Source organism: Mucilaginibacter jinjuensis, assembly GCF_028596025.1.
Lineage (GTDB): Bacteria > Bacteroidota > Bacteroidia > Sphingobacteriales > Sphingobacteriaceae > Mucilaginibacter > Mucilaginibacter jinjuensis.
The window spans coordinates 1,417,837-1,430,282 of record NZ_CP117167.1 but is presented as its reverse complement, the minus strand read 5'-3'; the positions used below and the strand labels follow the sequence as shown (position 1 = coordinate 1,430,282).

Annotated in this window: 9 protein-coding genes; 3 read left to right on the top strand and 6 right to left on the bottom strand. The window is 42.1% G+C overall.

The window, feature by feature from the left end:
- Positions 1 to 436 precede the first annotated feature (436 nt).
- Positions 437 to 1,264, bottom strand: a complete 828-nt coding sequence (locus tag PQO05_RS06620; protein ID WP_273631914.1) for a ComEA family DNA-binding protein — start codon at positions 1,262 to 1,264, stop codon at positions 437 to 439.
- 71 nt (positions 1,265 to 1,335) lie between these two features.
- Between PQO05_RS06620 and PQO05_RS06615 the strand changes: the two genes are divergently transcribed.
- Together PQO05_RS06615 and PQO05_RS06610 are read left to right on the top strand one after the other, a co-directional pair.
- Complete coding sequence (locus tag PQO05_RS06615) at positions 1,336 to 3,090, top strand: lysophospholipid acyltransferase family protein (RefSeq protein WP_273631913.1); 1,755 nt, start codon at positions 1,336 to 1,338, stop codon at positions 3,088 to 3,090.
- A gap of 338 nt (positions 3,091 to 3,428) precedes the next feature.
- Positions 3,429 to 3,710, top strand: a complete 282-nt coding sequence (locus PQO05_RS06610) for a hypothetical protein (RefSeq protein ID WP_273631912.1) — start codon at positions 3,429 to 3,431, stop codon at positions 3,708 to 3,710.
- A 219-nt stretch (positions 3,711 to 3,929) separates the two neighbouring features.
- Here PQO05_RS06610 and PQO05_RS06605 read toward each other — a convergent pair whose 3' ends face one another.
- The gene (locus PQO05_RS06605) at positions 3,930 to 4,394 is read right to left on the bottom strand and encodes an RES family NAD+ phosphorylase (RefSeq protein WP_273631911.1); all 465 of its coding nucleotides are present in this window, start codon (positions 4,392 to 4,394) and stop codon (positions 3,930 to 3,932) included.
- Positions 4,394 to 4,852: a type II RES/Xre toxin-antitoxin system antitoxin gene (gene parS, locus PQO05_RS06600; RefSeq protein ID WP_273631910.1), complete on the bottom strand. Its 459-nt coding sequence runs from the start codon at positions 4,850 to 4,852 to the stop codon at positions 4,394 to 4,396. The genes PQO05_RS06605 and parS overlap by 1 nt, the downstream gene beginning before the upstream one ends.
- 395 nt (positions 4,853 to 5,247) lie before the next feature.
- On the opposite strand from parS, the gene PQO05_RS06595 reads away from it, so the two are divergent.
- Positions 5,248 to 6,399, top strand: a complete 1,152-nt coding sequence (locus PQO05_RS06595; RefSeq protein WP_273629810.1) for an IS110 family RNA-guided transposase — start codon at positions 5,248 to 5,250, stop codon at positions 6,397 to 6,399.
- A gap of 203 nt (positions 6,400 to 6,602) precedes the next feature.
- Here the strand turns inward: PQO05_RS06595 and PQO05_RS06590 are convergent, their stop codons facing one another.
- From PQO05_RS06590 to rny, 3 genes are all read right to left on the bottom strand, one after another.
- Positions 6,603 to 9,875 carry a TonB-dependent receptor gene (locus tag PQO05_RS06590; protein ID WP_273631909.1) on the bottom strand — a complete coding sequence of 1,091 codons (3,273 nt, stop codon included), beginning with the start codon at positions 9,873 to 9,875 and terminating at the stop codon, positions 6,603 to 6,605.
- A 232-nt stretch (positions 9,876 to 10,107) separates the two neighbouring features.
- A complete protein-coding gene (locus PQO05_RS06585; protein WP_273631908.1) occupies positions 10,108 to 10,623 on the bottom strand; it encodes a hypothetical protein in 516 nt (171 codons plus the stop codon).
- Between the two features lie 71 nt (positions 10,624 to 10,694).
- Positions 10,695 to 12,257: a ribonuclease Y gene (gene rny / locus PQO05_RS06580; protein ID WP_273631907.1), complete on the bottom strand. Its 1,563-nt coding sequence runs from the start codon at positions 12,255 to 12,257 to the stop codon at positions 10,695 to 10,697.
- Between the last annotated feature and the right edge of the window lie 189 nt (positions 12,258 to 12,446).

Sequence of the window (12,446 nt, the reverse complement as noted above, 5' to 3'; positions counted from 1 at the left end):
TCAGTCCCGCTCAATCGCCGCGGGTTGGGCTGTTACTTTTTCTTGATAAAAAGTAACCAAAAATCAAGAAAGAAAAAAGCTTCCCCGCTCAAGGCCTACGCATGGCCCGCTTTTCTTTCAGGCCACCGCTCACAAGGAGAATAATCCTCCACCCCGCGCGAACCCACCACTACCTTAACATAATCTCTTCTCATGCAGCATTGGCAATGTTGCGGCAACCACTGTCCTTGCCTAACCACTACACTCAGTAGCAACAGGGCCCGGCTGCGACTTTTCTTTTGGTTACTTTTCTTTTGAGAGAAAAAAAAAGTGACATCCACTGACGATTAATAAATTACCTTGCCCTTCCTAATGAAAAACGGATTCTGCGCTAACTAAGGAAGTGCTAATCGGTCCGAGATTGCTTCGTACCTCGCAATAACGGTTAAACAATTGACTATTTAAATAACCAATAAGGCTTCACCTTATTCAACGTAGCCTCATCCAAAATAGCTATATCCTTCATATCATCTAAATTATCATAATCACCATGCTCACTTCGGTATTGAATAATAGCATTAGCTTGTTTGTAACTGAGATATGGATAGCGGCGCAGATCATCAAATGTGGCTTTGTTGATATTGACTTTATGAATGGCAGATGGATTCAATTTAATAGCGTCTTTAATCAGCAGGTAATGTTCTTCATCTATACCGAACACTTCTTTCAATTGCTCTTTACTATAGAAGCCACCCAGTTTATCGCGGTAGCGGATTATCCGCATCGCATAAGCGGGGCCAATACCTTTAAGGGTTACCAACGAGGCAGAATCAGCATGGTTAATATCAATGATGCTTGCCGGGCCATCAGCAGGTAGTTGAATATAAGGTTCGAGGCGTTTATAATCATCCAGAGTGATGGAGTAGATCTTTTGTACATCGCTCTTTTTGTAGAAACGGCCGCCTTTATCTTCATAATGTTTCAATACATCAATCTGTTTCTGGCTCAAGCCAAGTTTAAGCCATTGTTCGGCAGGCAGGTGGTTGGGGTTAAAAGCAAATAGTGTGGGATGCAAAACCTTCGTATTTGCGGCATTACTGCTATCTTCGGCAGGCAATTGTGTTGCATCTGCATTAAAGTTGTTAAAATTTATTATCTTATCTTTGTGAAATAGCCGGTATGCATACGGCGTTAGCAAAACCAATACAACCAACGTAACCAATACAACCAGGCCATTCCACTCTTTTTTTGTGATGGAGAGGTAATTTTTGAGAGAAGATTTCATGTGATGGCTTTATTAGCCGTTAAATTAAATAAATTTGAAGTTACAAACATCAATATCTGTATAAACAATATATGAAGGTAATTACCACAGAGGAATTTGCAAAAGCCACTAAGTTAGATAAGCTGAAAATGCCCGGACTGGCGGCCCTGCTGATGGAAATTATGAAAATAAACCAGGTGAACGATTTGTTTGCCCAGGCACAACCCAAAGTAGGCCCCGATTTTGTTGACGCCATTCTGGAAGGATGCGGCGTTAAAATAGAGTTTGACGAAAGAGAACTAAAAAATATACCCGCGGATGGTGGGTTTATAGCTATAGCCAACCACCCTTATGGTGGTATAGAAGGCATGGTTTTGCTTAAAATATTATGCATGGCCAGGCCGGATGCCAAAGTAATGGCCAACTTTTTATTAAAAAAAATCCCCAACCTGAGCGATTATTTTGTTGCTGTAAATCCTTTCGAAAATATAGAGCACTCATCGAGCATCAGTGGTATAAAATCAACACTGGAGTTGCTTAATAACGGTACACCTATCGGTATTTTCCCGGCCGGAGAGGTATCAACATTTAAGATAGAACAGCAGCAGGTTACAGATCGTCTCTGGCACCCGGTTGTGGGTAAAATCATCCAGAAATCGAAAGTGCCGGTTGTTCCTATTTATTTCCATGGCAATAATGGTTTATTGTTTAACCTGCTAAGCATGATCCACCCGGCGCTGCGTACCGCCAAGCTGCCATCAGAACTGTTTAATAAACAAGGCCAAACCATTAAGCTGCGTATTGGCAAGCCAATTAACGTACAGGAAGTACCCGATAATAAAGACCCTGTTAAACTGCTTAATTTTTTGCGCGCCAAAACCTATGCTTTGGGTACCGGCCTGGAAGAAGAGAAAAAACTTTTCAACCCGCGTAACCTGTTTAAAATCAAAAAAAGGCCAGAGGAAATAGAAACGGCAATTAGCGCCGATATATTAAGCAAGGAAGTTGATCAGTTACGAGAGGATTATCTTGTAACCAAAGAAAAGGCCTACGAAGTATTTGTAGTCCCTACCTCGGTTATCCCTAATATCATCCGCGAAATTGGCCGCCTGCGTGAGATCACCTTCCGGGAAGTTGGCGAAGGCAGCAACAAGAGTATCGACCTGGATGAGTACGATATTTACTACAATCACCTGTTTATTTGGGACACCGAAGCTAAAATGGTGGTGGGTGCATACCGCATTGGTTTGGGCGATGAGATTTTTTACAGCATGGGTAAAAAAGGCTTCTATACCGCTACCCTGTTTAAAATAAAAACCCAGTTTACCCCGGTGCTCAAACGCAGCCTCGAACTGGGCCGCTCATGGATCCGTAAGGAATACCAGCAAAAACCATTACCCCTGTTTTTATTATGGAAAGGGATCCTGAAATTTTTGATCGATAACCCGCGTTACCGTTACCTGATTGGACCGGTAAGTATCAGTAACAGTTTTTCGAAATTCTCTAAATCACTTATTGTTGATTACATCACCCGCAACCATTTCGACCATGAAATGGCCGAGTATGTAAAGCCGCGTAAACAGTTTAAGGTTGATTTCTCAAGCATCGATGCAGACTTGCTTTTAACCGGTGAAGACAGCCTCAAGAACCTTGACAACCTGATCTCTGAATTGGAAGTACGAAACATGAAAGTGCCTGTACTGCTCCGTCAGTACATCTCATTAAATGCCAAAATTATCTGCTTCAACATCGACCCTAAGTTTGCGGATTGCCTGGATGGTTTCCTGGTACTCGACCTGCAAAAGGTGCCGCAAGAGATATTATTGAAGCTGGCGAAGAATCTGTAGACAATTTGCTAATTCGGCAATTTGTTGATTTGTCGATTAAGTATAAAAAAGCTCATCTCCTTTGGAGATGGGCTTTTTTTGTGTCCACCCCGTACGTCATTGCGAGGAACGAAGCAATCGCGAACTATACAGAGCCGCTCTGTAGATCGGGGATTGCTTCGTTCCTCGCAATGACGTTCTACGATTAAAAGTCGCACTTTTTCCTCCTCAAAAACAACAACTTACCCCTCTCTCCCATTATCCAATAGTTAAACACTTAAACCCTTCGGCACGATACTTGTCATATTACTATAACAACGATGCTGAAAAGCATCAATTATTGAGTAATAACATCTGATATGAAACGTATAACCTTTTTAGCAGTAATAGTTGCCTTGTTTACTATCAACGCAGCAAAAGCACAAGTTCGCGTACACGTAGGTTTAAATGTTGGCGCACCTGTATATTATGAACCAGCTCCACCTGTTTATCAACCTGCACCAGTAGTATATGAATCTGCCCCGGCAGTTTATTATGGACCGCGATACCGTTACTACCACAGGCCATATTATGTACACCGTTATTATGGACCACGCCGTGTAGTGTATGCCAGGTACCACCGCGGTTACAGAAGATGGTAATTAAGAGCTTAATACGCCAGCCTTATAGAAAGCCCTTTAGTGAAAGCTAAGGGGCTTTCAGGTTTAAAATAGAATCAGGAAACGAGAGTCAAGAACCAAGAATCGTTCCGATAAACACGTCATTGCGAGGAACGAAGCAATCCCCGACCTACAGAGCGGCTCTGTAAAGTTCGCGATTGCTTCGTTCCTCGCAATGACGAGCTTAATTAAATATTTCCATCACCTCACCAACCTCGCATCTACAGGCAACTCTTCAACAGCTATAATCTTCACCAGATCATGAAAACGGGGAAATAGCGGGTTCAGCAGATAATTATATTCTAAAGTATTAACAGCCGATTTTATTTTGATAGCAATAAACTCCTGTTCATCCATTAATTTATCACCTAAATTTTTGTTAGAAAGGTTGCCAATCTGCTGCCAGTTTTGCGGGTAGGCGTTGGGCGGAAGTGTATAAATCAGGCTATCATCAGCCTTAATATCAATAGTAATAATGTACAGGTTAGGTGGTGCGTTTTCGGGCTCGAAATGTACCAGGCTTTCGAGGTACGCCAGCGAACTGTTTTCGGCAGCGTATAGCATATAAGTACCGGGATTATTCCACCGGCCACCTTCTTTAAAAGCGCCCATGCCAGACAGATCGGTTGTACGCTTTTTAGTTTTTACAATACGGTAAACCAGCATCAGGAGTAAACGCCTTCTTCTATGCGGCCTAAAACATTATCAACCATGCCGAGGCCGGTAGGCATATAAAATAAATCGAGGGGTTTCATTTGGTTAAGTGCACGGTTAGGGGTGCTCAACCATTTTTGCACTTTTTCTTCGCTTTCAAAAACATCAAAAGCATGCTCAACCACCTTGGCTACTTCTATCACGTGCGAAGAGGTTTGCCTGTCGAGCAGGTCATCACTCTTTTTGCGTTCGAGTGTTTTTACAGAAAGGTTCAGAATATCTTCGGCAAAGTTTTTCTTGGTAACACCCATGTGCCCTGCCAAGGCATCTAACGATGCTTTTTTAATCCCTTTATTACTGAGCGTAATAAGGTCAAAAGCTGACCCGATTTTTTCGGTAATCAGATCCACGCCGCCCAGTAAACCAACCAGATTAATGGTGCGATATTCTTTTTGATGCAAAACAGCCATATACGACATTTTTACCAAATATAAGGAATATTTGTCGTATTTGTTTTTTTGATCAGATAATTTTACAAATGTTTATTTTAAGATTTTTTTGGACAGATAGATAAACGATGTTTTGTATTGAAGGAGTGATTAAGTTTATTTGAGAATATTAAGGAAAGCAATTGTAGTGCTGCTATTAATGTTTGTTCCCGCTCTTCGTTGCAAATCCTCGCCTGCCACCCCTATTGCCCTCGCACGCTGCGGGTTTTCCACTACGATCGGGTTTATCATGAAGGGTTCTGCAAGTTGATTTTAAAAGCACCTTCTATTGAAAAGAGGTAACAAAACATTCATGAAAGGGGAATTCACCAACGGGCATGAAAGTGTTAAATTGTAGGTACCAAACTTCAATTAACATGTCAACCCAGGTAGAATTCCCTTTATTATTTGATCGTTGCGCAGGAATAGATGTGCACAAGGAAAGCGTCGTAGTAACAGTTAAAGTTAATAAATCTTCGGATGAAACGCGCACATTCGGTACATTCACGGAAGACCTTATCGACCTTAAAGACTGGTTGTTAATGCTTAAGGTGGGTCATATTGCGATGGAAAGCACCGGTGTTTACTGGAAGCCTGTGTTTAATATTCTGGAAGAAGATTTTGAGATCATGCTGGTTAATGCCCGCCATATCAAATATGTTCCGGGTCACAAAACCGATTGCAAGGACAGCGCATGGATCGGCAAATTGTTAATGAGCGGTTTGTTGAAAGGAAGTTTCATTCCGCCGCAGCAGATCAGGGAAATGCGTGAACTTTATCGATATAAGAAGAAACTGATCAGTCAACGGGTGGCCGAGCGAAACCGTTTGCAGAAGGTGTTGGAAGATGCCAATCTTAAACTGGGAAACGTAGTTAGTGATGTTTTCGGAAAGACCGGCTGGGCGGTTATCTGTGCACTGATTGATGGGCAGACAGATGCTGTTTCGCTATCATCACTTGCAAAAGGAAGTTTACGGAAGAAGATACCTCAACTTATCTGTGCCTTAAACGGCAGAATAACAGAGCACCATCGCTTTATGCTACAGACCAGCAGACTGGCACTGGAAAATATCCAACAACAGATTGATCGCATAGATCGCAGGCTGAACGAATACCTCAGCCATCATACCACCGAGGTGGAATTGTTGGAAACCATTCCGGGTATCAGTCACGAAACAGTTAAAGGTATTGTAGCAGAGATTGGTTTCGATATGAGCGTTTTTCCTACTGCTAATCACTTAGCCTCATGGGCTGGTGTATGCCCTGGTAATAATGAAAGCGCAGGCAAGAAGATGAGCAGCCGGGTCACGCAGGGTAACAGATCGCTCAAAACAGCGCTCGTTGAGGCAGCATGGTCTGCTGTAAAAATGAAAAAGGGATGGCTCCGAAATAAATATTACGCGCTGTCTGTCAGGCGGGGTAAGAAACGGGCTTTAATGGCCGTCGCGCACAAAATACTGTTAGCTGTGTATCATGTTCTTTCAACCCATTCACCCTTCAAAGAACCTGTACTTAGAATAACATCCTGAAATCGAGCTTTTATTGATCCCTTAGAGGTCGGAAACAAAACTGATTTAATCCATCAGGAACCAACGGTTGTTGCCTAAGAGCACGTAGAAAAAATTCTTTTAACCATGGTGGATTATATGATTTGCTATTTACTTTCAGAAAAAAAAAGGCCTCCGATAAATCGGAGGCCTTCGTATTATAATTACTGTTTTGAAAAATTCGTTTAGAAGCTGTAACGAGCACCAAACTGCATTTGCCAGCGTGAAGCAAAGTAATCAACTGAATACGGTAAACCAGGGTTGGTAAATGTATAAGTTGGGTTAGTTGTTGCTGCATTAGCAAAAGATGGGGTTGTTTTTGGTGTTAAACCAATGCTTGATGTTGAGTTGTAAGTGTTTGGAGAGAAGTAGTATTGACCCCATTTCTTGTTCAACAGGTTGGTTAAGTTAACAATATCGTAAGTGAAAGTGATAACTTGTTTGTGTTTAGCACCGAATTTGAAGTCTTGTGCAAAACGGAAATCTAAGTTATTGTTCCATGGAGTAAACGCAGCGTTACGCTCTGTGAATTGACCACGACGAGATTTCAGGTATTTATTAGCATCGATAAAGGCATCAAATGCAGCAGCTTGTTGTGCAGCAGTTTGGCCACCAGCGATATCCTGGAAGAATTTAGCAGTTTCGCCAACTTTAGGGATGTAAGCTAAACTAACTTGCTGACCAGTACCGTCGATAGCGTTAGGGTAGAAACCATAAGTGTATGGGTTACCAGATTGTGCGCTAAAGAACAAGGTAAAGTTTGCAGTGTATTTTTTATCAGCATCCCAGTTAGTCATGAAGTTGAATGTTGATACAATACGGTTGCGGATATCAAAGTTTGAGTTAGCCAAGCCCGGGTTGTTTGGATTTAAGGCCTGGTTTAACTGCCAGTTAGACTCCATTGAGTTACGGATACCATTGGTAACATCTTTAGAGTGACCGTAGGTATAAGCTACTGTAGCATTAATATTGCTTAATGGGCTTAATGTAAACAGTTTAGCAATTTGTGCTGTAGCACTGTAACGGTAACCTAAGCTTGTGTTTGACAATAAATAAGCGTTAGTATATAACGGGTTGATTTTAGTGTTAACAAAGATTGGTTGTTGGTGCTGAGTATCGTAAGGATAATAAGTTACCTGATCGGTAGTATTAACCTGTTGGAATTTCAAGTCATGGATAGTTTTGGTGTAGATACCTTCAACAGTGAATTTCCACTGATCTGGGGTAGTAACATCCATAGCTAAACTGCTTCTCCAAACCTGTGGCATTTTGAAGTTGTTATCAATCATATCCACCTGGGTTGCGCCATTTGGAGTAGTGTTGAAACCTTGTTGGTTAACAAAACCTAAACCACCGTTTGCAGGTGCCTGTACAGGGTTTGTACCTGGTTTAATTGGAGCAGCAGTAGTTGGTTTAACATCATAAGCGCCATAAGTTACACCGTTGTTGTAGAATGCATAACCAAACCATGCAAATGGAACACGACCGGTAAACATACCGCTACCACCACGCAGAATAACGCTTTGATCGCCATTTACATCATAGTTAAATGATACACGTGGGTTAATCTCAACATTGTTCAGGTATTTGTTTTGGATGTTTTTTGGCAAAGTGTAAGTAAAGGTGTTACCGTAGTTAGGGTCAACCGGTGCACCTGTAGTTTTAGAGCTTAAAGGTTGTTTATCTGGTACACCAGCATAGTCAAAACGGATACCAGCGGTTAACTTAAAGTTATCAGTTAACTGCATCTCATCCTGCCCGTAAAAGCTTAACAGGTCAACTTTAAACTGAGCTGATGGGTTAGCCAGGATATAATCGCGGGTGTTATCAGTATAGTTAAAGTTAGCACGTGTACGAGAAGGAATGTTAGCCAGGAAGTTAGCAATGCTGCTGTAAGCAATACGGCCGTTCCATGCGTTAACAAAGTTATAAGTGATGTTATAAAATTCGTTGTGTGTACCGAAAGTAAATGTGTGTTTACCTTTAGTCCAGGTAAAGTTATCAGTTAACTCAGTGGTTTTTTGGTGCATATCAAAAATAGCAGCCTCGCGGTCGGTACCCATAAAAATAGTTGTACCAGGCGTATTACCGTTAATTTCGATCTGAGGTAAAGCAGGGTTCGAATTAGGGTCACGGTAATCGTGTACGTTTGAGTAACCCACCAATAAGCTGTTACTTGCGTTATTTGAGATTCTTGATTTTAACTCAGCAACTGTTGAAGATGAGTTGTTATGTGAAGTATAATCAATACCACTGAAACGGAAGTTAGTCTGGTCACGCTCTAAGTTAGTAGCCTGAGAAGAAATGGTATTGTTACGGATAGTTAACTGGTTTTTATCGTTGATATTCCAGTCTAAACGGTTGAAGAACTTGTTAGAGTTAGAGAAAATGGTAGTGTTACCATAAGTACCCGGATCTAAACCGCTGTATGATTTAAATGCGGCAGCCAGGTTTTGTGCATCTTGTAAGCTCAAAATTTTGGCAGAACCTGCAGTACCGGCAGCAGAAATAACCGGATCCTGACGGCGGTTGATCTCTTCGTTGGTAAAGAAGAATAATTTGTTTTTGATGATAGGGAAACCTAAACGGCCACCAACCTGGTAATCATGAAAATCACTTGGTTCTTTAGCACCATCGCCACCTGCTGCTGCAGAAGCGTTGTTATGACCTGTTAAGCTAGCGTTACGGCCATAAGTGTAAAGTGAACCGGTAACATCATTTGTACCGCTACGGGTTACCGCGTTGATACTACCACCTAATACGTTACCAATTTTAATATCGAAGGGAGCTACATAAACTTGTATATCCTGTACGGCATCCATCGGTACCGGGTTGGTACGTGTACTGCTACCAACCTGACCAGAGCTATTGTTTTGGCCACCTAATGAAGGGCTGAAACCAATCGCATCGTTGTTGATGGCACCATCTAACGTTACGTTATTATAACGGTAGTTAGTACCCTGGAAAGAGTTGTTGTTGCTTTGCGGGGTAGTACGGGTTAAATCGGCAAAGTTACGGTTGATAGATGGTAACGTTTTAATTGCGTTTTGACCGATACGTGTACCTGCACCAGTTTTAGTTGGGCCTGCTGTAGAACGTACAGTAACCTCTTTCAAAGCAGTAGCTTCTTCAGATAACATAAAATTGAACGTCATACCACCTAAATTGAAGGTAAGGTCCGGGCGTTCTTCTTTTTTGTAACCGATAAAAGTAACTGTGATGGTGTAAGGGCCACCTGGGTTAACGTTGGCGATGGTATACCGGCCATCTGCGTTAGTTTGCGCACCGTAACGTGTACCTGTGCTAGTGTTTACCGCCTGGATAGTTACACCCGGCATGGTAACGCCTTTCGAATCTACAACTTTACCACTTAACACCGTAGTAGTGATCTGCGCACTGGCAGGAATGGCAAAGGAGATTGTGAGAACGGATAAGAGAATTAAGTAGAGCTTCTTCATGTGTGTTCAATTTGAGCACAAAGGTTCAGCAATAATATTAAGCCAATGTTAACAAAGGATTATGTTTGAAACCAAAACAGAACTAATATTTAACAATAATTTGCCAATTCGGCAATTTGTCAATTTGATAATGTTAAAGACCGAATGTGTTATAGCTAAGGAAAATATTTTTCTAATTGCTGATTAAGGTTTTTCAGGCATTAACAAATTATCGAATTAGCAAATTGTCAAATTAAAATCGCGCACCGAGTTTTTTGGCGAGGAAACTTACCAACCACACAGGCAATTGCAAAATGGTGCTTACAAAAGCTGTTTGACGTTTACGGGAAATGACAAATAAACTAATCAATGATGCAATTAAAACAGGTGTACAAATAACCCATACCGGCGGGCCAACCAACGCGCCAATCTCGGCCAATTGCGATGCACAGTACGATAATGCAAATAATAGGATGAATAAAAAATAAGATAATACCGGCGACTGCTTGTACCAGTAAAAGCCCAAACCAGCCACATAAAACGAAGCCCAGGTAAAGTAACCTTTAAAACTACTCAGCCAGCTCAACTGTGGAAACGGGACAATCCACACCAATCCTAAAATAGAGAAATAAAAACCAAGCAAAAATATACTCAGTATCAGTTTATCGCCAACAGACGGGTAACGCTCATTATACAGCGCAAAATAAACATCAATGGGGCGCTGGGCCCCACTGATGTTTTTAGAAGTTTTTTTTGTATTTGGTTTCAATACGATTGAATCTCTTGTATCAAATATTGTAGCCCTCTCCGCCGTTAGGCGGAAGGGTTTGGGAGGGGCTTTTATTTAGCAAACGCTACCGAACGGGTTTCCCTGATTACGGTAACTTTGATCTGGCCCGGATAGGTCATCTCTGTTTGGATACGGTTTGAAATATCCGCCGCCAGTATTTCAGACTGTGCATCACTAATCTTTTCGCTCTCTACCACAACACGCAGTTCGCGGCCGGCTTGTATAGCGAAGGTTTTTTCAACGCCAGGGTATGACAGGGCTAACTCTTCCAGTTCTTTCAAACGTTTAATATAGCTTTCAACCACCTCGCGGCGTGCACCAGGGCGTGCGCCAGAAATAGCATCACAAGCCTGGATAATCGGCGAAATCATTGATGTCATCTCGATCTCGTCGTGGTGGGCACCGATAGCGTTGCACACTTCCGGGTGTTCTTTATATTTCTCGGCCAGTTGCATACCTAAAATTGCGTGTGGCAACTCAGGGTTATCATCTGGTACTTTACCAATATCGTGTAATAAGCCGGCGCGTTTAGCCAGTTTTACGTTTAAGCCCAGCTCTGCCGCCATAGTAGCACAGAAGTTAGCTACCTCGCGCGAGTGTTGCAGCAAGTTTTGACCGTAAGATGAACGGTAACGCATACGGCCAACCATACGGATCAGTTCCGGGTGTAAGCCGTGGATACCTAAATCGATCACGGTACGCTCACCGATCTCTACTATTTCTTCTTCAATTTGCTTTTTGGTTTTGGCAACCACCTCTTCGATACGTGCCGGGTGGATACGGCCATCCGTTACCAAACGGTGCATAGCCAAACGGGCAATCTCGCGGCGAACCGGGTCGAAACCAGAAAGGATAATAGCCTCGGGGGTGTCATCAACAATAATCTCGATACCGGTTGCTGCTTCCAGCGCACGGATGTTACGACCTTCGCGACCGATGATACGGCCTTTAATCTCGTCGTTCTCGATATTGAAGATAGATACAGTATTTTCGATAGCACTCTCTGTAGCGGTACGTTGGATGGTTTGGATAACCACCTTTTTAGCTTCTTTAGTAGCAGTCAATTTAGCCTCATCAACAATATCCTTGATCTGCATCATGGCTTTGGTACGGGCTTCTTCGCGCAGGTTATCTACCAGCTGGTTTTTAGCTTCTTCGGCGCTTATGCCTGCTATGGTTTCCAGTTGCTGTAAGTGCTGTTGCTTTAAATGCTCAACTTCTTCCTGCTTTTTAACGGCAAGTTCTGTTTGGCGCTCCAGGTTTTTACGTACGTTGTCAACTTCCGCATCGCGGCGGTTAGCGTTTTCGAGCTTAGAGTTTAATGATTGCTCCTTTTGTTTCAGCGAGTTTTCGCGCTGATTGAGGTTATTATTTTTTGAATTAACTTCCTGCTCATGCTCTGCTTTTAGCTGTAAAAATTTCTCTTTAGCTTCCAGCAGCTTGTTCTTTTTCAAAATCTCGGCATTGTTCTCTGCCTCTTTTAAGATCTTCTTAACTTTATTTTGAGCCGATGTTTCTTGTTCCTTAAATAGCTTCCGTAGAAGAAATCGACCGATGACGATACCGATAATGGCACCAATCAGAAGCCCGATAATTACATAGAGTGTGTTCATAATGGTTATATATGTATAAAAAAACCGCAAGTAAATTTCAAGTGTCATCGCTTTGGAAACAAATTCACAGAGGGACATCACAGCATTAAGCGCCTGCTATTAGTCCGCCCGATCACAGTATTTCCTGTTTTCAGTAGTGAAACTTAAAATTTAACCGCGGTTAAACTTTGCCCTTTGTATGTAAGAACG

Coding starts and splice junctions, on each gene's coding strand:
- parS (WP_273631910.1), bottom strand. CDS start 4,852: ATGGCTGTTTTGCATCAAAAAGAATATCGCACCATTAATCTGGTTGGT.
- PQO05_RS06590 (WP_273631909.1), bottom strand. CDS start 9,875: ATGAAGAAGCTCTACTTAATTCTCTTATCCGTTCTCACAATCTCCTTT.
- rny (WP_273631907.1), bottom strand. CDS start 12,257: ATGAACACACTCTATGTAATTATCGGGCTTCTGATTGGTGCCATTATC.
- PQO05_RS06605 (WP_273631911.1), bottom strand. CDS start 4,394: ATGCTGGTTTACCGTATTGTAAAAACTAAAAAGCGTACAACCGATCTG.
- PQO05_RS06610 (WP_273631912.1), top strand. CDS start 3,429: ATGAAACGTATAACCTTTTTAGCAGTAATAGTTGCCTTGTTTACTATC.
- PQO05_RS06620 (WP_273631914.1), bottom strand. CDS start 1,264: ATGAAATCTTCTCTCAAAAATTACCTCTCCATCACAAAAAAAGAGTGG.
- PQO05_RS06615 (WP_273631913.1), top strand. CDS start 1,336: ATGAAGGTAATTACCACAGAGGAATTTGCAAAAGCCACTAAGTTAGAT.
- PQO05_RS06595 (WP_273629810.1), top strand. CDS start 5,248: ATGTCAACCCAGGTAGAATTCCCTTTATTATTTGATCGTTGCGCAGGA.